18 protein-coding genes are annotated in these 22180 nt (G+C 45.7%); 2 read left to right on the top strand and 16 right to left on the bottom strand.

Annotated features, from left to right (window positions below):
* Positions 1-3 precede the first annotated feature (3 nt).
* The 4 genes from HMPREF1152_RS05150 to HMPREF1152_RS05135 all read right to left on the bottom strand — a co-directional run bounded on the left by HMPREF1152_RS05150 (position 4) and on the right by HMPREF1152_RS05135 (position 4748).
* Positions 4-615 carry a trigger factor, C-terminal domain protein gene (locus tag HMPREF1152_RS05150; protein ID WP_009644103.1) on the bottom strand — a complete coding sequence of 204 codons (612 nt, stop codon included), beginning with the start codon at positions 613-615 and terminating at the stop codon, positions 4-6.
* Entirely contained in the window at positions 602-2065 is a 1464-nt protein-coding gene (locus HMPREF1152_RS09025; protein ID WP_009644088.1) for a GH25 family lysozyme, read from the bottom strand. The genes HMPREF1152_RS05150 and HMPREF1152_RS09025 overlap by 14 nt, the downstream gene beginning before the upstream one ends.
* A gap of 168 nt (positions 2066-2233) precedes the next feature.
* Entirely contained in the window at positions 2234-2908 is a 675-nt protein-coding gene (locus HMPREF1152_RS05140; RefSeq protein WP_009644091.1) for an NUDIX hydrolase, read from the bottom strand.
* Positions 2909-3053: 145 nt separating this feature from the next.
* Positions 3054-4748 carry a hypothetical protein gene (locus tag HMPREF1152_RS05135; protein ID WP_009644121.1) on the bottom strand — a complete coding sequence of 565 codons (1695 nt, stop codon included), beginning with the start codon at positions 4746-4748 and terminating at the stop codon, positions 3054-3056.
* A gap of 381 nt (positions 4749-5129) precedes the next feature.
* Here HMPREF1152_RS05135 and HMPREF1152_RS05130 point away from each other — a divergent pair, with 381 nt between their 5' ends.
* Both HMPREF1152_RS05130 and HMPREF1152_RS05125 read left to right on the top strand, forming a co-directional pair.
* Complete coding sequence (locus tag HMPREF1152_RS05130) at positions 5130-6647, top strand: Mur ligase family protein (RefSeq protein WP_009644099.1); 1518 nt, start codon at positions 5130-5132, stop codon at positions 6645-6647.
* 55 nt (positions 6648-6702) lie between these two features.
* Positions 6703-7740, top strand: coding sequence for a threonine aldolase family protein (locus HMPREF1152_RS05125; protein WP_009644131.1), 1038 nt, complete (start codon positions 6703-6705; stop codon positions 7738-7740).
* Positions 7741-7850: 110 nt separating this feature from the next.
* On the opposite strand, the gene HMPREF1152_RS05120 is transcribed toward HMPREF1152_RS05125, so the two are convergent.
* The 12 genes from HMPREF1152_RS05120 to HMPREF1152_RS05060 form a co-directional block, all read right to left on the bottom strand.
* A complete protein-coding gene (locus HMPREF1152_RS05120; protein WP_009644140.1) occupies positions 7851-8273 on the bottom strand; it encodes a hypothetical protein in 423 nt (140 codons plus the stop codon).
* Between the two features lie 105 nt (positions 8274-8378).
* Complete coding sequence (gene glyA, locus HMPREF1152_RS05115) at positions 8379-9647, bottom strand: serine hydroxymethyltransferase (protein ID WP_009644067.1); 1269 nt, start codon at positions 9645-9647, stop codon at positions 8379-8381.
* 4 nt (positions 9648-9651) lie between these two features.
* On the bottom strand, positions 9652-11004 hold the full coding sequence (locus HMPREF1152_RS05110; RefSeq protein WP_009644065.1) for a bifunctional folylpolyglutamate synthase/dihydrofolate synthase: 1353 nt from the start codon (positions 11002-11004) through the stop codon (positions 9652-9654).
* Positions 10994-13678, bottom strand: coding sequence for a valine--tRNA ligase (locus HMPREF1152_RS05105; RefSeq protein WP_009644155.1), 2685 nt, complete (start codon positions 13676-13678; stop codon positions 10994-10996). The genes HMPREF1152_RS05110 and HMPREF1152_RS05105 overlap by 11 nt, the downstream gene beginning before the upstream one ends.
* 147 nt (positions 13679-13825) lie before the next feature.
* Complete coding sequence (locus tag HMPREF1152_RS05100) at positions 13826-14515, bottom strand: GTP pyrophosphokinase (protein WP_009644068.1); 690 nt, start codon at positions 14513-14515, stop codon at positions 13826-13828.
* 84 nt (positions 14516-14599) lie between these two features.
* The gene (locus tag HMPREF1152_RS05095; RefSeq protein WP_009644080.1) at positions 14600-15466 is read right to left on the bottom strand and encodes a bifunctional 5,10-methylenetetrahydrofolate dehydrogenase/5,10-methenyltetrahydrofolate cyclohydrolase; all 867 of its coding nucleotides are present in this window, start codon (positions 15464-15466) and stop codon (positions 14600-14602) included.
* Positions 15467-15691: 225 nt separating this feature from the next.
* Positions 15692-17008, bottom strand: coding sequence for a ribonuclease HII (locus tag HMPREF1152_RS09875; RefSeq protein WP_009644062.1), 1317 nt, complete (start codon positions 17006-17008; stop codon positions 15692-15694).
* 23 nt (positions 17009-17031) lie between these two features.
* Complete coding sequence (gene ylqF / locus HMPREF1152_RS05080; RefSeq protein ID WP_009644094.1) at positions 17032-17919, bottom strand: ribosome biogenesis GTPase YlqF; 888 nt, start codon at positions 17917-17919, stop codon at positions 17032-17034.
* A 90-nt stretch (positions 17920-18009) separates the two neighbouring features.
* Entirely contained in the window at positions 18010-18351 is a 342-nt protein-coding gene (gene rplS, locus HMPREF1152_RS05075; protein WP_009644059.1) for a 50S ribosomal protein L19, read from the bottom strand.
* Positions 18352-18679: 328 nt separating this feature from the next.
* Positions 18680-19288: a hypothetical protein gene (locus HMPREF1152_RS05070; RefSeq protein ID WP_009644047.1), complete on the bottom strand. Its 609-nt coding sequence runs from the start codon at positions 19286-19288 to the stop codon at positions 18680-18682.
* Between the two features lie 43 nt (positions 19289-19331).
* Positions 19332-20186, bottom strand: a complete 855-nt coding sequence (locus tag HMPREF1152_RS05065) for a hypothetical protein (protein ID WP_009644126.1) — start codon at positions 20184-20186, stop codon at positions 19332-19334.
* Between the two features lie 164 nt (positions 20187-20350).
* The gene (locus tag HMPREF1152_RS05060) at positions 20351-21898 is read right to left on the bottom strand and encodes a TFIIB-type zinc ribbon-containing protein (protein WP_009644124.1); all 1548 of its coding nucleotides are present in this window, start codon (positions 21896-21898) and stop codon (positions 20351-20353) included.
* Positions 21899-22180 lie beyond the last annotated feature (282 nt).

Below are 22180 nucleotides of genomic sequence, written 5' to 3'. Positions count from 1 at the left end.
GCCCTATTTTTTAACTATCTTGGCATACAGCAGCTTAGACTCAAGGTCTATCTCCTTGACATGCTCGTTGATTGTCTCCCCCGTCAGCTTCTTATACTCTGTTTCCGAGCTGACTCCTTTCTCCTTGAGCAAGCCCTTCTTTGCCTTCTCAAGCTCAGCCTTGCTAACCGAGATCCCCTTCTTATCTGCAATAGCATGAAGAACCAGCTTATCTCTGACATTCTCTTTTGCCATCTCTGTTATCTGATTGTTGAACGCGGTTTCATTCATCCCTGCTTCCTTGAGGTACTCTTTAAAAGTCATGTCGTATTCTTTGATACGTTTCTCATACTGGCTCTTGATGTGGGCAATCTCCCTTGTCAACTGAGTCTTGGGATACCTGTTGACCTTTGCATTCTTGACGAGCGCCTGCCATTGCCGAGCCGACATGGATTTGTCCTTAGGCATCTTAAACTCAACATATTTGCGCGAATTGATAAGGTCATATCCGTTGTATCTGGTTACAGTGAAAGTGAATAGGGCGATATCGACTACTATAAAAACAAACAGCCCGATGAGCAGCTTCTGGCGCCGAGTGTAACTCTTGTGCGGATGCTTGCTCTTAGATAACGACATCTTCACTTACCTCCTTATTGATTTTCTTGAATTTATCCCTATTGCATAGCGCCTTGCCGCCAAGTCTATAGTCAGACTCAACCGAACCATCTATAATCTCATACTTTTGAGAGTTATCCGGCAACGCCATACCGTATAGCTGTCTGCCGACAACAGCAGAAACTCTAATCTGTTTATACTGGCCATCGAGTGCATACTCCGCCTTACCTCCAGTCCTGACAGCTTTCCATTCCTCCGAATCATCATTCCTGTATTCGATTCTATAATCGTCTACATCACCACCAGCTGCTGTGAATTTAACATACGTCTTGCCGTTCTTGATGCCGGTAACCGCTTGCGAAGGCTCGAGATCTGCAGAGTGAAGCAGCTCTTCATCTCCAATCTGATATGGAAACACCTCGGTGTAACCTACATAAGTACCCTTTCCCTTGATCAGTGCATACGCCGTACCCTTGCCGTTGTTGTTCATATAGGAAACCGTGTAGTCCTTATTCAAGGTCAAAGCCTTGCCATTATCTGATACATTCACGTTCGTCGTTGCAGGCGCACCGGTGTAGCGAACCATGGTGTTGGCAGGTTCGGCATCAAGTCCCGGGTTTCCGGCTTTGCGAGCAGACTTATCCACATACATCGCATCACAGTCAACATTTCCCTTGATCCCCTGCATACGTCCGGTACTTGTAAACTGCCATACGTTGTACTCCGGGTATGCCGACAGTTCGTTTGAGTAGTGCGCAACCCATACTTCGTACGAGTTATCCGCGAGGCTCTTAGTGTCTACCCCGGAAAAGCTTCCTGCCAGCGAAGTCGACAGATAGATAGAGGCAGGATAACCCTGCGAACGACAATATGAAAGGAAGGCTTCAGCTACTGATGTCATCCTCTGTCTTGCATACGCACTGCCCCTGGCACGCCATGAATTATATGCTTTATCAAATCTCCCGTTTGAGAATTCAAGATCCATCACCAGCGGTAATTCGACATCATATTTTTTCGCCTGTGCAACCAATTTCTTGGCCTCAGCCACAGCCTCTTCCTCTGTAGTCGCCTGAGAATACCAATACAATCCCCGTGCAACTCCTGCGCTCCCGGAGCCCTGCATATTTATATCGAATTTTCTGTCCTCCTTGAGATCAAAGCTCGAAGACGTGGTTGCACCTGCTCTGATAAAAGCATAGTCTACACCATCAGCCTTGATGCCATTCCAGTTTATATCACCCTGCCATTCGGACACATCAATTCCGAGGAATTTGTAGTAATCCTCTCTGCCGGACGGGGTCTTGGGCAGTGAAGTACCTGCAAGCACGGTGCTTGATGCAAAAAACAGCACAACAAACACAGCAATCGCAATTGCCGCAATACGGTCAGCTGTATTGAACAAATATAATTTATAAATTAAATTTGTTGAGCTTGAATTTGCGTTCATATCAGCCTTTCTTGATTCCTTCATTATCTGAAATCAGTCAGAAAGAAAACAGGGTGACGAATCACCCCCTTTTCTTGACTTGAATTATTATAACATAATATTTATCCTCAATATGTGAAGAGTGCATGCAAATGATTACATATATAAAACGGAAGTTATCGGATAAGCAGCTGATTACACTACAGGGGGGGGCTAACAGTATCCACCTCTTTTAAGTCTCTTGACAAAGTCGTGCATAATCCCCGCTGTCAATCCCCAGATAGTTTTATCCCTATATGTATAGAAGCACACGCTTCGGTGCCCGATGTCCCAGTGGTAGTCTTCCCCATCCGGAATCTTATCGTATGGGAAGTCTGCAGTAGGAAAACTCCTCATCTCTATGTCATAGTAATCCGGCTCATGCTCAAGAAAAAACGACAGCGGCACAGTAAAGACCTCGGCGACCTCGTCAGCTGAAAACGCAAGTCTCTCGCCCCCGTCGGTATCACCAACACCAATGCCATCAGCACCGTCAAAGCCTTCTAAACTCCTAAGCAGTCCAACCACCGGTCTCAGAATACCGCCGGAGTACACGTTGATGACGTCGAGCTCCTTGACAACCTCAATGCTCGACATCTCGATGAGGAGCTCCTCGCTCGTCTCCCTTATAGCAGCAGCCGTGGTCGACTCGCCATCCAAGGTGCTGCCGCCCGGAAAACAGATCTCTCCTGGCTGACGTCTCAGGCTTGCGGCGCGCACCTCAAACAATACCGATAGGCCACGCGGAGTCTCGATTATAGGAATCAGGACGCCAAAGCTCTTAGAGGTCGACTCCGCACCCTGACCATTTTCTAATGCAGTTTTTATTCTGTCTATATCTTTAATCATAACTCGATATTACCACAAGACAGGAGAACGGACTAGCCTCACTTGTCCGTTCCCCTGTCTTTAATTCTATATCACCATCCGGCTTTTGCCGGACTATATAGCTTTGCGGCTTTAATCTAACCGGGTACGACGCCATATATAAGCCTTAGTTCTCCTCGATAAACTTTAGCAGCTCCTGTGCCCCCTTGACGATGCTGTCTCTGTCCTCAGGATCTCTACCGAGATGAGTGTAAATCTCACCGATAAACACACCGTTCTGCTTCAGACGATCGTACACCTTATCAATGATAGGATCGCATATATCCTGCTGCTGCATAGGTCCGAACGGGTTAGCGAAGTAAGTAGTCGATAAGCCGATCTCCTGAGTTGTCCCCTTCGCCATTCTCTTTCCCTCTACAAATACCTTCTTGACATCCTCAAGGTTTTCAAACCTGTGCAGTCCGAGCTCCTCATCGTAGTTGTTTGCGTAAGCAAACAGGTCAACATGGTGGTTGTCAGTTACAACTGCATACGGCGCAGCGGGAGTTATTACTCTTGCGTTGGATAGATCGGGGTTAAAGAATATAGCCCTGTTCATATCGCGGTATGGAGTTCCCGGATCAAGATCGTCCAGTCTTACGAACGCACCGATTTCAGTTCCCTTTGCATATACCTCGTCGTCTTCAAGATGAAAGGTTCCCATATCATCAAATACGACTTCGATATTCTTAATCTTCTCATTGCCGAGCGATTTGAGCGCCTCGATAGTCTCGGATTTTCCGGCTCCGGAATCTCCCATCAGACATATGCCCTTCTTCTTGCCGTTCTTAAGCGTGATATTTACAAACGCTCCGTGAATCGGTAGCCATCCCTTCTGCATCATAGCGACGTTGTGAAGCGTCAACACCGTCTTCTTCATATATCCAAAGTACGAAATCTTTTCACTGTACGTTACCGATCCGACCCAGATGTCCTCTTCATCATCGTGGTAGAATGTGCAGGCATTTTTGCCGTCATCATTACCAAAGAGCAGCACGCAGTCCGGCTTCCTGGATGCTTCCCTCTTGGATGCCAGCTCAAACAGGTTAGCCAGCGACACACCGTTGGACATGAAATCTCTGTGGAAGTACACGAATACCGTCAGGTCTCCTACTTTAGCCGGGAAGCAGAAAAACTCGTCGCTGTCGCCTTTAAAGGTATCCAGAGGATTCTCATATACCTGTTCGAATGCCCACTCACGCTTGTTCGACTTGGGATGAAGAATCATTGGAGTACGCAGCATTACGGAGTCGATGAACTTAACCTTGCGCAGCGCATCGTAACGAGCTCCAAGCTTGAATGACTCATTTCTATACAGCGCAAGTGCAGCGTTCGTACCTGCCGGCTGCTGCCGATATATTTTATTTGCACGACCCATCAGAGTCTCCTCGATGCGTCTAAAGGTTGCCATAATCAACTGGTTGTGTGCCGAATCAGCCTTTACAAAGGTCGTCGAGTTGGACTCTCTTCTCTTATCTGTTGTGACAGAATATCTCTCATGAGCCTTCCAGAAATCATAGATACCTTCTACGAACTGCAACGCAGTCGCTCTATCCTTTATATAAGGCGAATCAATCTCCTCCGCATTGAACACGAGAGTCTGACGTGCAAATGTAGATAGCGCATCAAGAGCCCTTGCCGGTGAATTGCCCTGAATCGCCCAATCATACAGCTTCGTATCGTATTCGGCGAGATAGATTATATAATTCTCCAGGAATACCTTGAATGCCTTAGACTTAACAACATCGAGCCTGGATTCCGGGTATACCAGATCAAAGTTCAGAATGACTTCATTATCGTTTAGATAAATTTTATCTTTCATTACTACACCCTTTTCTTAATAATTATCTACAATGCAATGACTTAACTATCTCTAACTGTAGCATTTTTTGTATATTCTTTCAATACATATGCCATGTTCTTATTAAAACACCACAAATTACAATGAGTAATCTTATCTGCCGCTACTTATCCACTCTCGCTGTCGGAATTTCCCTGATATCGGCGGCAGTGAAGTTCTAAGCAGTATTGCAGAAAATTCGCTTTACCTCTCTCCTCCCGGTCGTATACGATATCATGTAAATACCGTTTATCATGCCGTATGTAAATATCGGTTATTATACCATACGTATTGGAAAATTAACTAATTAAGGATATAATTAAGTGTTATAAATCCCCATTTTGCAGGGAATCCGGAGGAAAGATGAATACTAACGAAATAACTTCAAGATTAGAATATAAGCTGCTGCAGGGAAAACTCGATCAGGACGTAACCGGGCTGTGCTTTGACAGCAGGCACGTTAAGCAAGGCGATATATTTGTATGCATTCGCGGCGCTGTGTTTGATTCGCACGACGCTCTTGAACAGATTGACGCAGGACACCCTTCCCTTATCATCGTCGATAAGGCCTATGAACTAAGTCTGTCAAATATATCTTCTCCTGTCGTTGCAGTTTCCGACACTAGACACGCCAAGGCTGTCGTTGCCGCTGCGTTTTACGGCTATCCGGCCGAAAAGCTCAGACTAGTCGGAGTTACCGGCTCAAAGGGCAAAACTACTGTTGCAACAATGATTACGGCTGCACTCAGGGAGGCTGGCTGCAAGGCCGGCTCAATCGGTTCTAACGGAGTAAATCTCGGCGATGAGATCCTCGAGGTTGCCAATACTACCCCCGATTCCGATCAGCTGCAGAGGTTTCTAGCTCTGATGGTATCTAAAGGCATCGAGTACGCAGTCATCGAATGTTCATCTCAGGGTCTCATGCAGCACCGGACAGATATGATCACCTTTGATGTAGGGGTGTTCCTCAACGTGCAGCATGGCGATCATGTGGGAACTGACGAGCACCCTACCTTTGAAAATTATGCATATTGCAAGAGCTTGCTGCTGAGACAGTGCAGACAGGGAGTCGTGAACCTGGACGATAAAAACATTGATTTTGTAGTCAAGGAAGCGACATGCGAGCTGATAACTGTCGGGCACGATGATACACACGCTGCGACAGCCAAGCTCGGAAGCACTCCGGATTATGTAATCGGCAAACAGAGAACAAGAGAGCGCAACGGGCTGATAGGTGAAGAATTCAACCTTTCAGGCAAGCTTGATGATGAAGTATACGTAAATATGCCCGGCGAGTTTGCGGCTCTCAACGCAGCGGCTACAATAGCAGCTGTTGACGCACTGGGCTTGCCGGCTTCAGCTGCAAAGGAGGCTCTATCGCACATCCATATTAACGGCAGAGTTGACATGATATACCGCACGGAGGAGCTAAGCGTGTGCATCGATTCCGCACATACCAGAGAGAGCACAAGAGCTGTTCTCAAAGCTCTCAGGGCATATAAGCCTAAACGCCTTGTGTGCGTATTTGGAGCAGGCGGGAACAGGGATATTCAGAGAAGAATCGGGATGGGCGAATCAGCAGGTAAATATGCCGACTTCTCGATTATAACGACGGAGCACAACAGGTTTGAACCATTTGAGACCATACTCGAAGGTGTAAAATCCGGTCTTGAGCCAACCGGCGGCAGGTACATGGTTATTGAATATAGACCTGAGGCTATCCACTATGCCATCACACATTCCGAATCCGGAGACATGATTGCAATCATCGGACTAGGAGATGACAAGTATCAGCACATAAACGGCGTAAATGTACCACAGGATGACGACAAATGCGCTAGAGAGGCTATCAGGGAGTGGGAAAATACCCACCGCAAGTAAACATGCTTATACTATATAATTCAACCCCGGATCAAATAAATCAAGAGGTACCGTCATGATCAAATTCGACAACGACTACAGCAAAAGCGCCCACCCCGTAATTTTAGATGTGCTAACCCAGGATGCAAAAAACTCACACACCGGCTATGGATTAGACACATGGTGCAAGCGAGCTACAGCTGAAATAAGGAGGGCGACGGGAAGCCCTACAGCCGATGTTCACTATCTCGTGGGAGGAACACAAACTAATATGACGATTATTGACATAGCGCTCAGAAGCTTTGAAGGAGTGATTGCCGCCGATACGGGTCACATCAACGTTCATGAGGCCGGTGCTATTGAGTACACCGGGCATAAGGTAATCGCTCTCCCTTCCAAGGATGGCAAAATAACTGCCGCTCAGGTCAGAGAGGAAGGTCGGCTAAACGAAAATAATCCAACTCCCGGTCACGTAGTCGAGCCCAAGATGGTGTATATTTCGCAGCCTAACGAGCTGGGTATGCTGTATAGCAGATCGGAGCTTGAAGAGATATATAGTGTATGCCAAGACTGCGGTTTCTATCTCTTTGTCGATGGCGCCAGACTTAGCTATGCTTTGGCATCTCCGGCAAACGATGTTAATCTCGAGTGCCTGGCACACAACTGCGATGTTTTCTATATTGGCGGTACAAAGTGCGGTGCATTGATGGGAGAAGCGATTGCCATTGTGAACGATGAGCTCAAGCCCCATTTCTTCAGCTATCAGAAACAGCACGGCGCGCTGCTCGCCAAGGGTTGGCTGCTGGGACTGCAGTTCTACACTCTGATTAAAGATGATTTATATACTGAGATTGCATCACCCGCAGTCAAGATGGCACTTCAGGTCAAAGAAGCAATGCTTGCACGCGGTGTGGAGGTTGCCGTGGACAGCCCAACCAACCAACAGTTCTTCATTCTGTCGGACGAGCAGATTGCGGCACTAAACGGTAAATACCTGCTGTCGGAAATTGAGAACGTGGATGAAAATCACAAGTGCATGCGCCTATGTACTGCCTGGTACACATCGCAGGAAGACGTCGATGCTTTAATCAGAGATATTAACAATCTATATTGATTCAGCTGCCTAAAGCGCAATATATTTTTTCGCAGCAACGGGAATAATAAAAAAAAACAACCTAGTCGGCTTAAGCAGCTGATTAGGTTGTTTTTATAGCTGTTCACAAATTAATTAAGAACCTCTACTCCATCGAAGTTAACTCCGATCATCTCCTCGAGTTCAGCGCTGATACTGATAACAAAGTCGATGCCATAATCCTTCGAGATGTCCTTAATCTTTGATATGAAGCTTGGAAGTATCTCAAGTGAGAAGTCTGCGTGTCTCATGATGCCATCCAAGAATATTGTTTGTATATCGTTGTCCGAGCTAATAATTCCGAATAGAAATCCGATGTACTCATCTTCGTTAGTGATATGAACGAAATCCTCCATGCAGATAACTCGAATCTTGTAGTCTAAATCATAGATAAGTCTTGAATTCTTGTTTATGAATACGGTGCTCCCCTTGGTTTCCTCGACGCAGCAATTTGCCAACTCGATCATTTTCTTGGTCTTACCCTTACCTTTGTGTCCTACCAATAATTTAACCATGGAATTGTCCTCCTTAATGCTCTTTTTTTGATTATACAATACCCGAATTTGTATATCAACAAATCCGGGGGTATGCTAATTAAATTAATTATTGAAGACTATCAGTTATTTCTCTTCTGCTGCCTTCTCAGCCTCAAGTCTCGTGACTACTTCATCGATTCTGTGAACAACCTCTCTAAAGTCGTCCTCTACAAAACCTCTTGTGGTCATCGGAGCTGTTCCGACTCTAACGCCGCTTGTCTGCATTGGAGAACGCTTCTCGTTAGGAACGCAATTCTTATTTAGGGTGATACCAACCTCGTCACAAGCATTCTGCAGGTCCTTACCCGAGAAATTCTTGTCGGACAGGTCTATCAGGAACACGTGATTGTCTGTTCCTCCGGTAACGATATTGTATCCCAGCTTGAGGAACTCATCAGCAAAAGCTGCGCAGTTCTTAACTACCTGTGCCGCGTACTCCTTGAACTCCGGTCTGAGAGCTTCCTCAGCGCATACTGCCTTTCCGGCGATGATGTGCTCGAGCGGACCGCCCTGTGAGAATGGGAATACAGCGCTGTCAATCTTCTTGGCGAGCTCTTCTCTGCAGAAGATCATACCGCCTCTTGGTCCTCTTAGAGTCTTGTGAGTTGTAGTTGTGATGATATCAGCATATCCAAACGGGGAAGGATGTGCCTCACCTGCCACTAATCCGGCGATGTGAGCCATGTCCACCATGAACAGTGCTCCAACACTCTTAGCTATCTCGGCAAACTTCTCGAAATCGATTATTCTGGAGTAAGCGCTTGCTCCTGTGAGGATGAGCTTAGGATGAAGCTCGTTCGCCTTATGCTCCAGGTCTGCCATGTCTATATATCCGTTGTCATCTACGTTGTAGAAGTGTACGTCAAAGAACTTTCCGCTGAAGTTCACGGATGAACCGTGGGTGAGGTGTCCACCGTTGTCCAGGTTGAGTGATAGAATTGTGTCTCCCTGCTCCAGCACTGCATTGTAGGCAGCGAAATTAGCCTGTGAACCACTGTGTGGCTGAACATTTACGTGATAATCAGTGTGGAATACTCCTCTCCACTTATCACAGCAGTACTCCTCCAGCTCGTCTACGTACCTTGTACCACCGTAGTATCTGCCCTTGTTCCCCGAGTGCCTGGCAACCGGCTTTGCAGGGTATCCCTCTGCATACTTCCAGGATAAGCAGCTTCCGCATGCAGCGAGAACAGCCTCTGAACAGTAGTTCTCGGATGCGATCAGCTCCACATTGTTCTTCTGTCTGTTGTACTCCTTCTCAACCAGAGCAGCAACAGTTGGGGAAGTCTTAGCAATTTCAGCGATATTATCCAGGTTATATCTGCTGTCATCGTAGCCGTTTCTGTCAAACATTAATTTACCCGTCCTTTCGATTGAAAAAAATTCGTATATCTCCTATAAGATATATTGATCCTAAAAAGAGTATAACGTCATATCCGGACGCCATCGCTCTCTCAAAGGCTGTCTCATCATCGCCGATAGCTGTAACAGCGATGCCCTCATCTTCGAGCTCCGACTTGAGCATCTCAGCAGGAAGCGCCCTCGGACTGACCGGTTCCGTAGCAATAACTTCACCACATCCAGCTGCTCTAAGTCCCGCCTTCAATATCTCAGACATTTTCTGATGCTCCTTATCTGCAAAGCAACCGAAGATTGTCAGTATCCTCTTGTCCTTAAATATCGTCCCTCTTAATTCCACCAGCGCATCCACAGCAGCCTGTAAGCCTTGCGTGTTGTGCGCCCCATCTATTACCACATACGGATCGCTATTGAGTATCTCAAAGCGCCCCATATTCCTTGCAGCCATGAGTCCTTGCCTCATCTGCTGCTCATCTATCTCAACGCAGCCTCTGGCCCTCATGCTCTCTACAGCCAGTATAGCAGTGATCGCATTTCTGACCTGATGCTCGCCTATTAGGCCTATCCTGACGTCATCCATTCTGATATTGCATCCAGAGCTGTTATCGCTTCCTTCAAATGCAAAATTGAACCCCATCGGCTCCGCGTAATTCGTAATCCTATACTCAGCCAGCGAAGCATCTATAAACTCAGCATGCTTCTCTTCCGCGGTACGAATTATTACTTCCTTAGCCTCTGATTCAGTTGATTCAGATACGATCGGAACACCGTTCTTGATAATGCCGGCCTTAGCAACCGCAATCTCTGCCAGCGTATCCCCGAGCATTCCCACGTGGTCGAAGCCTATCTCTGTTATCACGGTAACCAACGGTTCAGAAATGACATTTGTCATATCTATCCTACCGCCGATACCCGACTCGAGTATCACTATATCAGGAGCTTGCTCTTTAAAATACAGCAACGCTGTAGCTGTAAGTATCTCAAACTCAGCCAGGTAGCCGTAGCCTTCGCCGTAGAGCTGTTCAGCATATGACATGACGCAGTCTGCAATACGGCAGAAGTCGTCGTCGCTGATATAGTGTCTATCTATCTCGAACCTCTCGTTGTATTCCATCACGTGCGGTGAAGTAAATACCCCTACGGAATATCCCGCTGCTCGCAGCATAGAGGCCGTAAACTGGCACACTGAACCCTTGCCATTGGTTCCGGCCACATGTACAACACTCATGTGCTCCTCCGGGTGCCCAAGTAACACCAGCAGTCGCCTCATTCGCTTGAGTCCGATCGGACCTTTCTTGGCTGTCATATCCCGGATACGCTGTATGACAGCCTCACTAGCTTTATTTGACACTTGTTGCCCCCATGGACTCAAGTCTGTTATTCACAGTTTCAAGCATCTCGCGATACTTTTCGCCCTTCTGCTTTTCCTCTTCAACAACTGCAGCCGGTGCCTTTGCTACGAAGCCTGCATTTGCAAGCTTCTTATCTACACGTGCAACTTCGCCCTCCAGTCTCTTCTTTTCCTTCTGAAGTCTCTCACGCTCAGCCTCAAAGTCGACCAGTTCTGCCAGAGGGATTAGAATCTCTCCACCGCTGAATACTGCCGATACCGCATCGTCAGGTGCAGCTGCATCAGTTTCGGCTATCTCTATATCTACAACGTTGGCAATCTTCTGTATGTGCGCTGCCACTGCCTCAATAGTATCATTTAAAGTATCGGTCTTGATAATCAAATTGAGTTTGCGGCTTGGTGCAGCATCAACCTCGGTTCTGGCATTTCTGATAGCCTTGATTATCTCCTTGGCAGTCTCGATTTTAGCTACAGAATCAGCATATACCTTGGATGTGTCGTATTCAGGCCAAGCAGCCTTTATCAGCAGATTGTCATTGTTGTCTGTCGCCTTATCTGCCGGCAGATATCCCCATATCTCCTCTGTTATGAATGGCATGAATGGGTGAAGCAGCTTGAGCAGGTCCTTGAGTACGCTCTGCAGTATAAATCTTGCTGTAGCCTTATCCTGCTCGTCATCTCCCCACAGCCTGGCCTTGACCAGCTCTATATACCAATCGCAATACTCATCCCAGATGATCTCGTATACCTTCTGCCCCGCGAGTCCCAGCTCGAACTTTTCAAGCGAGTTGGTGATATCCTGTACAGCTTCGTTAACACGAGAAATAATCCATTTATCCTCATCTCTCAGGGCTGACGTCTCTGCGCTTGCCATTGGCAACAGATTGCCGTTATCGTCCTGCAGATTCATGATTGTAAATCTCGATGCGTTCCACAGCTTGTTAGCGAAGTTGCGCGAGGATTCGAGCCTGTCCCAGATGAACCTGGTGTCATTTCCAGGAGTAATACCTGTGATAAGCATGAATCTGAGAGCATCTGCCCCAACCTTATCGATAACCTCAAGCGGATCAATTCCGTTGCCGAGCGACTTACTCATCTTGCGTCCCTGCTCATCTCTAACCAGGCCGTGCAGGAACACATACTCGAATGGAGGTTCTTCCATGATCTCGCATGCTGAGAACACCATCCTGATGACCCAGAAGAAAAGTATGTCATATCCGGTTACGAGAACCGAAGTCGGATAAAAATACTCCAGCTCCGGCGTCTTGTCAGGCCAGCCAAGTGTCGAGAAAGGCCACAGGCCGGAGCTGAACCACGTATCTAGCACATCCTCATCCTGATGAAAATGAGCGCCGCCGCATTTAGGGCACACGCTTGGAATCTCACGTCCGACAACTACCTCATCGCAGTCATCACAGTAGTAAGCAGGTATTCTGTGTCCCCACCACAGCTGTCTCGAGATACACCAGTCGTGAATATCATTTAGCCAGTTGAGGTAATTCTTCTCAAATCTTTCAGGCACGTGCTTGAGCCTGCCCGACTTAGCCGCCTCGACTGCGGGCTTTGCCGGCTCCTCCATCCTTACGAACCACTGATCGGACAGCTTAGGCTCGATAGCATTATGACATCTGTAGCACTTACCTACAGGAATAGTCAGCTCCTCTACCTTAACCAGGAAGCCCGCCTCCTCGAGGTCGCGGACCCACTCCCTACGACACTCATATCTATCCATGCCCTCATATTTGCCAGCGAGCTCATTCATAGTAGCATCATCATTCATACACGACATAATCTCAAGACCGTGTCTCTGACCTACCAGGAAGTCGTTGGCGTCGTGCGCCGGGGTGATTTTAACAGCACCTGTTCCCTTCTCGGGATCAGGGTATTCATCGGTTATAATCGGAATCTCTCTTCCGACAATAGGCAGTATTACGGTCTTGCCTACCAATTCCGCATATCTCTCATCGTCAGGATTTACAGCGATTGCGACATCTCCGAACATAGTCTCCGGCCTGGAAGTTGCAACTGTAATGCCTTCACCGCCATCCTTCGCCGGATAATGGAAGTACCAATACTTGCCCTGTACATCTTCGTGATCTACCTCTGCATCAGACAGAGTAGTCATGCAGTCGGGGCACCAGTTGACAAGTCTGTTACCCTTATAGATCATACCCTTTTCATACAGCCTGATAAAGAACTCGGTTACTGCCTTATTGCAGCCCTCGTCCATCGTAAAACGCTCTCTGCGCCAATCGCAGGAATCTCCAAGCTTACGACATTGCCTGGTAATGTGTCCGCCATACTCCTCTTTCCATTTCCAAGCGCGTTCAAGGAAGGCCTCTCTTCCTATATCCTTCTTATCCTTACCTGTCTCCTCGTGAATAGCGTTGTTAACCTTAACCTCTGTTGCGATACTGGCATGGTCACTGCCCGGTAGCCATAATGCGCTGTATCCCTGCATTCTTCTCCACCTAGTCAGGATATCCTGAAGAGTCTGGTCTAATGCGTGTCCCATGTGAAGCTGCCCTGTGATGTTTGGCGGCGGCATAACGATGCAGAAAGGCTTCTTATCACTGTCCACCTCTGCATTGAAAGCACCCTTGTCCTCCCACATCTCATAAATACGATCCTCAAAATTCTTCGGATCGTAAGTTTTAGCAAGATTTTTACCCATTCTTAGCTCCTATATAATAAATAATTATGATTTGCCATAAGCGCCCGCATTATGAGCGATATGAGCATGATGCCGCGAGTTTCTCAAGCATAAACATAAAGCTCTGCACATCCTGTAATTACTACCGAACCTGCAGCAACAATCATGTTATTCCGTGAAGAACACCTCATGCCTGATATTCTCCATCCTATTGTCGACATCTGCAAGAATTTCAGCGCACACCTTGAGCTTAGTCTGCACATTCTCACTCAACTCGCCTTCGTTCTTATATTTGAGTTCATGCTCCAAGCTTGCCCACGTATCCATGGCAATGCTTCGGAACTGTATCTCAACAGGAATTGAAACTTTTTCATTTACAAGGAATACCGGTACAGATATTACTACATGCAGACTCCTGTAACCGCTTTCCTTAGGATTGGAGCTGTAGTCCTTGATTCTAATCAGCTTGATATCTTCTTGCTTGAGAAGCAGATTGGACAGCACGTATATGTCATCCCTGTAGTTGCACACAACTCGCACGCCTGCAATGTCATATATCCGGCTCCTGATTTCTTCGAGATTGTTAAGCGGATCCTCTATGCCGTATCTTACGGCCTTGTCGAACATGCTGTTGACAGATTTGAGTCTGTACTGGATATGGTGGATAGGTCCGTGATCATCGTGCTGCTTAAAATCATCGTCGAGAATCTCGAGCTTAGTCGATATCTCCTTTATGGCTGCCTCATACTCAAGCCTTATATCCGCAATCTCCTTGAAAAAGGCTTCCTCATCGCGTACCAGTTCAAGCTTATTCTCACTCAGTCTCTCAGGGCTGATTATCTCGTTGGTAATATTCATATTCCCTCATAAGCGTTTCGATCAAATGCACGAAGCGCGAATCTCTCTAGAACGTCAATATTGCTTCAAGACGTATTTGTAAAATCACTTTCCGAGCTCTGCAGCTTTTACGATATTGCGAAGCAGTAGTGCTGTAGTAACTGTACCTACGCCTCCCGGAACAGGGGAGTAGTTCAGCGAGCTTGGCATACCGGGCTTATCAAGTGCCCCGGAATCGAAGTCGCCGGCAAGCTTCCCATCCTTACCTGTACCCGTTCCAACATCGATGATAACCTGATTATCGTGGAACAGCTCCGGACTGTAGGATTCAATCTGCCCTGTCGCCAGCACTACAACATCAGCTCTCTCACACGCCTCTTTCAAATTCTCATCAGTTGTCCTCGTGTGGCATACGGTTACCGTTGCGTTTGCGTTCATCATCATGAGCATAAGCGGTTTTCCAACTCTCATGCTGCGACCGATAATTGTAACCTGCTTACCTTTTAGTTCAACTCCATAAAACTTTAGTATCTCCATACACGATTCAGCCGTGCACGCATAGAAAGCATCGGGATCATCTGCAAAAAGCTTTGCATACGACGCATCAGTGATCGCATCTATGTCCTTCGCCGGACTTAACAGCGAGCGCATTCTCTCGCTATCGATAGTCTTGGGGAATGGCATCAGCATTATGATTCCGCACGTTGCGTCATCCCCGTTGAGCCTGGCCAGCTCCTTCTCTGCAGCTTCTTGAGCGACTTCCTCTTCCAGCACCACAGATTCACATTCGATGCCGTATTTAGCCGCCCTCTTGATTATTGCTCCCTCGTAATATTTCTCTCCGTCGTCCTCGCCAATTCTAAAAGTGGCAATCTTAGGCACATTGCCGGACTTCTTCAATGAATCTACCCTTGATATGATATCCCGGTCGATGGCGTCCCTTACGGGCGCGCCTTTTAGTAGTGTGTGCATATCTAATGTATCCTCCATTTTTGACGCATAAAGCGTTTATCATTATATCATAACGACAAAAGAATTAGTACATTCTTTAAGCTTACCGACAAAAACGTTACAACATAAAATTATGTGATAACACTTTTATGTTTAGCGATTTACACTCTGTTTTAACATTTAGTACAGCAATCATACTATAGTCATGAATTTATTTTTCCATATTGTTCTCCGCCTGAACAAATTCTATTTGTCCAAGGCTGCCTTTGCTAAAGCATCTGCCAGGTCATTGTATCTATCACCGGAATGTCCCTTAACCTTGATAAATCTGATGCTCATCGACTGTCTTGCCTTCCGGATATACGCCTTGTAAGCTCTGGTCATCTCGAGATTAGCCTTCCACTCGTCATCGGCCCACTTCCCGACACCCATATAATCGTGGTATATCGTCACGCTGTCAATTCCGTGTTCACGGCAGTACTCGATTGCAAGCTCTGCGCCTTTGATCTCGCCTGCAACGTTTCTAAGCTTGCCGCCTGCTTCATCAGTGTAGAGCTTGCTAAGCTCTACCTTCTCATCTCCGGTCAGAATTACAGCTCCGGATGCATAATATCCGGTTGCTACATCATAGCTGCCATCAACATAGGCGATTACGCCATCATTAACGGAAGCACGTGAAGGGGAGTTCCCAGTCGCCGATGAGTTTGAACGAGAAGTTCCCATAGCAGTCAATATTTCGCTGCCGACAAAGGCTTCTGCCTCCGACAGCCGTGCAAAGCCCTTATACTCTGCGCCGGAATATCCGTCTACCTGAGCCTTACATTCATCCCACGTGCTGTATATACCGGGAACTCTTCCTGTCCTTACTGCGTAAAACTGCTTCTTGCCCACCTTGCTTCCCTCGCTCGCTTCAAATTTTCTAAGAAAAGACTTCCTATGAATCGGGGACAGTCCGACACTGCGCAAGCCTTCGTAATGAGCAGCTGTTCCATATCCCTTGTTGCTGGCAAAAGCATAGCCGGGATATTTCTCGTCCATCTCCCTCATATATGAATCCCTCGCTACCTTGGCAACGATCGAAGCAGCTGCAATAGAATAGCAGGTCGCATCTCCCCTTATGATAGCCTTCTCCGGTATGCCCTCTTCCTTTAGGTCGACAGCATCAACCAGCAGCATATCAATTTTCTCGTCTTCTGCCAGCTTCGACTTGACCTCGATGATAGCCCTGTGCATCGCCAGCTTAGTGGCGTTTAGGATGTTGAGATCGTCGATTTCTCGTGCAGTTGCAGTCCCTATACCATAAGACTTTGCAGACTCACGAATCAGCCTGTCGAGCTTCTCGCGCTGCTTTTCTGAGACCTTTTTGGAATCATCTATCCCGGGTACATTGAACTCTTCAGGCAGCACCACGCAGGCTGCATACACAGGGCCTGCGAGGGGACCCCTTCCCACCTCATCGATTCCCGCGATATTTTTTATACCCGATGCATGGAGTTCATCTTCTATCTGCTTGAGCTCCTTCATTCTCTGCAGCTTCCGTTCTTCTCGTTCTTGCTTAGTCATATAAACTCACCAGCTATCCGTATCTATCTGTGTTCAGGCCTCTCGAGAGAGATTTTGCCAATCAGTCCCGCTCGAAATTCATCGAGTACGGCCCGTCCGGTTCTCTCGTAGTCAATGCGTCCACCGGAAAGCATGAATCCGCGCTTCTTGGCTATTGCCTCCATATCGGCCAAAACGGGATTTATCGGCTCCCCATATTCGTCATATTTCTCTTCATCGTCATCCATCAAGCCATCCAGCTTATATCTCGCGATTAGCTCGTCAGGATAATTCGCTCTCAACACCTTGAGAAGCTCAAAGGCAAGATCCTGCACGTTGAGAATCTCATCCTTTATGCTTCCGCAGAATGCCAGATTGAGTCCAACGCCGGGCTCTTCAAACTTAGGCCAGAGAATTCCCGGCGTGTCGAGCAGCTGCATTCCGTTGGCAAGCGTTACCCACTGTTTGCCTTTTGTAACACCCGGTCTATCGCCGGTCTTTGCACTCTTCCTACCTATCAGGCGATTGATAAAAGATGATTTACCGACATTCGGAACCCCGACAATCATCATGCGCAGCGGTCTCTTGAGAGCACGTTCCCTGTCTCTCTCCTGTTGATATTTATCCAGTATCGTATAAAATGCTTTTATATTATCACCGTTTCTGGAATCCACTGGCAGTGCGATGATACCGTTTCGACCCAAAAACGCTTTCCACTCCATCGTTACGCTTTCATCGGCCAAGTCGAACTTACCGAGGATCACGACACGCTTTTTACCCGCTACGAGCTCCTCAATAATGGGATTGCGGCTCGATAAAGGGATTCTGCTATCCACGATTTCAACCACAAGGTCCACTGTTTTGAGATTCTCCTGTATGAGCTCGCGAGTCTTCTTCATGTGACCCGGATACCAGTTGATGTTTCTAATCATGTTATCACCTAAGATGTTTTCATTTAAGAAAAATGCACACCGCAGCATCTGCCGAGGTATGCATCGTTATCCCTGCTTGTAAAGCCCAAGCTACTTTGCTTTCTTGATTTTTGCAGCCTTACCTGTTCTCTCACGCATGTAATTAAGCTTAGCTCTTCTAACACGACCCTTCTTAACTACCTCGATCTTGTCAACCTTAGGTGAGTGCATCGGGAAAGTCTTCTCAACACCGATTCCCTGCGCAAGTCTTCTTACAGTAAATGTCTGCGAAATACCGCCGTTCTGCTTCTTGAGTACGTATCCCTCGAATACCTGAATTCTCTCTCTCTGGCCCTCGACAATCTTAACGTGTACTCTTACAGTATCACCGATGTTAAATTCAGGAACATCGTTCTTCTTATATTCCTGTGTAACCTGATCTAAAATGTTCATCGTTATTCCTCCTCCCTCTCAAAGACGTTCGTAGCGTGTCTCTTCTTCAAACGCAGCTCGTTACTTGCATCGCCAGAGGACCGTCCGTAATAACTTTTGTATGATACCACAGCCCTGCTTGTATTGCAAGGGTTAAAAGCCTTATACTCAAAAATGCAGGTGCCCGTACAGTTGCAGATACAATCGTAATAATTTGTAAAAATTTTAATACTTGCAAATGAAAGGTCATGCGTAACAAATATATTGCTGCTATGGTCATGACGTTTCAATGACCACAGCAGCTTTCTCCAACACTTCACAGCCTATAACTCTAAGTTATTGCTTATGATTAACTGAAGCTTTTAAACTTGATTGAATCAATAATGCATGTAACTTCATCATCATCTATGAACTTTTTAACATCTGTTTTTTTGTCCTTAGGGAGCACCTTAACCTGAAGCTTCTTATCACCATCGCCATGATGTATGTCAATGATATATAAATAGCCCAATAGCTTATCTTTTTCTTTCCCAACATACCCTCTCTCTTCAAACCTCACCGCCTTACGTCCACCAATTTTAACAAGCTTATAATCTTTTTTGCCCTTCTCTAATACTTTCAAATAGTCATCAAAGTTAGGATTATCTTTATCAAGGTCAGGGTATTCGTCCTGAAAATAAATGCTTGTATTGTACACATATGGCTCAATACTAAAATATAATTCTGCCTTATCGCCTTTTAGCGAAAAATCATAATGATAATCATACATCCCAAACGACTTCTTTTTATTATCATTAAACTTATAACCATGATCCTTTGGGACTTCCAGAGTCACCTTATAATTCTCATCATATGTGTGGGACATACTCTCCGTCTTTACCCCGCAGCCGGTGAGTATGATGGATATAGATAAAGCACACATTGCTATTGTGGCAAACAGTTTTTTATTTACTTTCATATTGGCACATCCTGCAATCCAGCCTAAATATCAAGGAGAGCGATCATTGCCAAGCACGCCTTTCGGCAGCATCAGCAGTCTCTGTATATTTTGAGCCATAATCTAGTGCAGTGGAAACTGCATCTTGAGTTTTCATCTTAAGATTCTCCTGAGCTTGACCTACTGCAGCAGAATCTTTTTGCAAGAACGACTTTGCTAATCCACCTAAAGCCTTAACCGTTTCTGCCTGTGCCTTCATGTCAGCTCTTTCCTGTCCTGTTCCCGTGAAAGCTTCCTTAATGCTGCCACCAAATGTTTCGCTAGGTCTTCCGAACAACTCATTTAGATGATCTTTTGCACGACCGGCAGCCAGAGCATCATCAGTATCTTTTTCGAAAGAAATACGTATAAGAGCAACATAAGGATGAACCTTGCCGCTTGGAGGAAGTGGATCCTTAAATCCATCAGCAGTGTATTCACTCTTTAGAAAAATATCGAGCCCCACCTCCGAATACTTTTTACCACTATCAGAATTATTTTTTACCTGATAATAAGCAAAGTCTTTAATCTGATCATACCTGAATAATTCTTTTTGATTTTTCTTGCTGTATTTCGGTGTAATTGCTTCGAACATATCTATTGAATCGATGAATATAATACCGTTATATGCATTGATGATCCTATTCACACCACCCTTACCGAGTGGCTCAACTTCAGATTTATAAAGCTTATCCTGTTTCTGCATATACTCCATATGCTCAGTCAGGAAGTCCTTTGTGTACCTGGAAACATCAATATATGCACTGCAATTTTTCTCACATTCACTACAGATATGATTTCCATCATTCAGCTTTTTGCCTTTGATAAAGCCAACTTCTTTTCCGCAAAAAGTGCAAGCATTCTTTGAAAAAAAGCTCATAACAAACTTCTTTCATAAGTTCTTTGTAATTTAGTGACACGCTCGTTAAGTTATATTCCACCATGATACTAAGCGTTGTTTATACCTAAGTTACAAGGATCTCGCACAGTTATCATTCTGTTATTAATCTCTCCATGGTCAAACTATGGTCAGAGAGGATCAGATTATTTAAAATCTGTAAAATCATCAACGTCGTCAATCATACCTTTTATTTTAGACACGCTCCCAACCACCGACGAAAGGCTATCAGCTTTTACACCAGGCAACAGGTCTTTGACATTACTGCCTTTTACCGAATTGTTGTTAACACCTTCTATGTATTCATCCTTAAGCCCTCGCCTATGCTCAGTAAATTCATCTACCATCGAAATATTGCTCATCTCCTTGACTGTTTCCTTCTCATAAGTGTGACGTGCACCTGCATTCCTATACCTTGAGTACATTGCAGCAAAGAAGATTGCACCCGGTAAGAGAAGCGCCCAGCGATAATCAGAATCCCATTTCACCAAGTCACTTCCGAGTAATATCGCCAAAACGCCTCCGAATAACTCAATTATTATCGACACTATCCACAGTTTAGTCATATTGATAGGAACACTTCCCATCGTCTCCTTCGTTCTGGCATTAACCGCAACATAGTGGAGTAAGTTCTTTTTACCCTTGACCTGCATATAGCTGTACAACCATACAGGTAGATATGCGGCATTCCATGACTCACCTTTTACCTCGAAATTATCAATGTCCCAGGCAACACCTCTGTCATATTTTTCCAGGGTGTCATTCGCAGCAAATCTGGCAATATCGTTAGATTGAGTTTTTACGAGTTGTCTAATATGATCGACATTGACATCACGCTTCTGCGACGTGTACCCACGGAGATAATTAGCATTATATTCAACGCACTTATCAGTATCAAAAGGCATAATCGAGTTTATGATATTAGTTGTCTTTTCATTTGAAGAAACATTCAGCTTATCGGCACTGGCCTCAACCGTAAGATCGTCTATTGTGATATCAAAATCACGCTCAACGTGATATGCATCAGCATCATAGCGGTCCTCTTCTCTATCACCGTTCTTTACAGTGTACTTTCTAACAAGCTTTTCTCCCGTACCCGAGAGATATGAGTGAGCGTTGACATCTATAATCATATAAGGGAAATATACTCCACAGATATTTTCGGAAGTAAACTCTTTGGTAAACTGCGGATGAGCAAAAAACTTTCGTTTCCCCACAAACTCATCAATTTTCGCCTGTGCATCGACTTTAGTCACATTGAAAGGAAGTACAACATCCGGAACTGCGCCATTAGGAATGGCAGAGTTAATCGATAGCATATTTCTGCACCAGTGACACCTGGCCTGCCCTGCAGAAGCTGTGTCTATAACGACCTCGGCACCGCAGCTTTCACACTTAAGGGTTAACACATCCTCTGCATCAGCTATAATATCTGATGCCCCCTTCGAGGTATGAATTCCTTCCAATTCAGCTATATTATCAGACTGCTCAATAACCTCAGGTTCAAATACATGCCTACAGAAGTTGCATCTAAGTTTTCCTGTAGTCGGGTTAAGCTCTATGTCAGTAGCTCCGCATTTAGGACACTTAATCTGACCGTCTTTTCGTTCTTCGCCTACCTGTTCCTCAGTAGTGTTATCTTGAGAAACAACTCCCTCATTTACTGTCTCTACAAAATCTTTATCATCTATCATCTTACTTGTCTCCCTGGTTCTCGTGACTGTATCGAAAAAACAACTTATTTAAGTAAATTTAAGTAAAATCCTCGATTCTTCACAGAGGAATCAATTCCGCTTGTGGCACAGGAGAAACACTACGGTTCCTCGGTTTAAGCAGCAGTATTAGTGTATCTCTTGCTATTAGTAATATGAATTATGAATATATTAACCTCCTGTTAACCGCTTTAACCACTTCATACGACACTATATATATCATAAGAATGCTATACCACAAGCGGAAATATTGTATCAATTATA

The organism is Mogibacterium sp. CM50 (genome assembly GCF_000293155.1).
Taxonomy (GTDB): Bacteria; Bacillota; Clostridia; order Peptostreptococcales; family Anaerovoracaceae; genus Mogibacterium; species Mogibacterium timidum.
This window is presented reverse-complemented; position numbering and strand designations above follow the sequence as displayed.

Coding starts and splice junctions, on each gene's coding strand:
- HMPREF1152_RS05150 (WP_009644103.1), bottom strand. CDS start 615: ATGTCGTTATCTAAGAGCAAGCATCCGCACAAGAGTTACACTCGGCGC.
- HMPREF1152_RS09025 (WP_009644088.1), bottom strand. CDS start 2,065: ATGAAGGAATCAAGAAAGGCTGATATGAACGCAAATTCAAGCTCAACA.
- HMPREF1152_RS05140 (WP_009644091.1), bottom strand. CDS start 2,908: ATGATTAAAGATATAGACAGAATAAAAACTGCATTAGAAAATGGTCAG.
- HMPREF1152_RS05135 (WP_009644121.1), bottom strand. CDS start 4,748: ATGAAAGATAAAATTTATCTAAACGATAATGAAGTCATTCTGAACTTT.
- HMPREF1152_RS05130 (WP_009644099.1), top strand. CDS start 5,130: ATGAATACTAACGAAATAACTTCAAGATTAGAATATAAGCTGCTGCAG.
- HMPREF1152_RS05125 (WP_009644131.1), top strand. CDS start 6,703: ATGATCAAATTCGACAACGACTACAGCAAAAGCGCCCACCCCGTAATT.
- HMPREF1152_RS05120 (WP_009644140.1), bottom strand. CDS start 8,273: ATGGTTAAATTATTGGTAGGACACAAAGGTAAGGGTAAGACCAAGAAA.
- glyA (WP_009644067.1), bottom strand. CDS start 9,647: ATGTTTGACAGAAACGGCTACGATGACAGCAGATATAACCTGGATAAT.
- HMPREF1152_RS05105 (WP_009644155.1), bottom strand. CDS start 13,678: ATGGGTAAAAATCTTGCTAAAACTTACGATCCGAAGAATTTTGAGGAT.
- HMPREF1152_RS05100 (WP_009644068.1), bottom strand. CDS start 14,515: ATGAATATTACCAACGAGATAATCAGCCCTGAGAGACTGAGTGAGAAT.
- HMPREF1152_RS05095 (WP_009644080.1), bottom strand. CDS start 15,466: ATGCACACACTACTAAAAGGCGCGCCCGTAAGGGACGCCATCGACCGG.
- HMPREF1152_RS09875 (WP_009644062.1), bottom strand. CDS start 17,008: ATGACTAAGCAAGAACGAGAAGAACGGAAGCTGCAGAGAATGAAGGAG.
- ylqF (WP_009644094.1), bottom strand. CDS start 17,919: ATGATTAGAAACATCAACTGGTATCCGGGTCACATGAAGAAGACTCGC.
- rplS (WP_009644059.1), bottom strand. CDS start 18,351: ATGAACATTTTAGATCAGGTTACACAGGAATATAAGAAGAACGATGTT.
- HMPREF1152_RS05070 (WP_009644047.1), bottom strand. CDS start 19,288: ATGAAAGTAAATAAAAAACTGTTTGCCACAATAGCAATGTGTGCTTTA.
- HMPREF1152_RS05065 (WP_009644126.1), bottom strand. CDS start 20,186: ATGAGCTTTTTTTCAAAGAATGCTTGCACTTTTTGCGGAAAAGAAGTT.
- HMPREF1152_RS05060 (WP_009644124.1), bottom strand. CDS start 21,898: ATGATAGATGATAAAGATTTTGTAGAGACAGTAAATGAGGGAGTTGTT.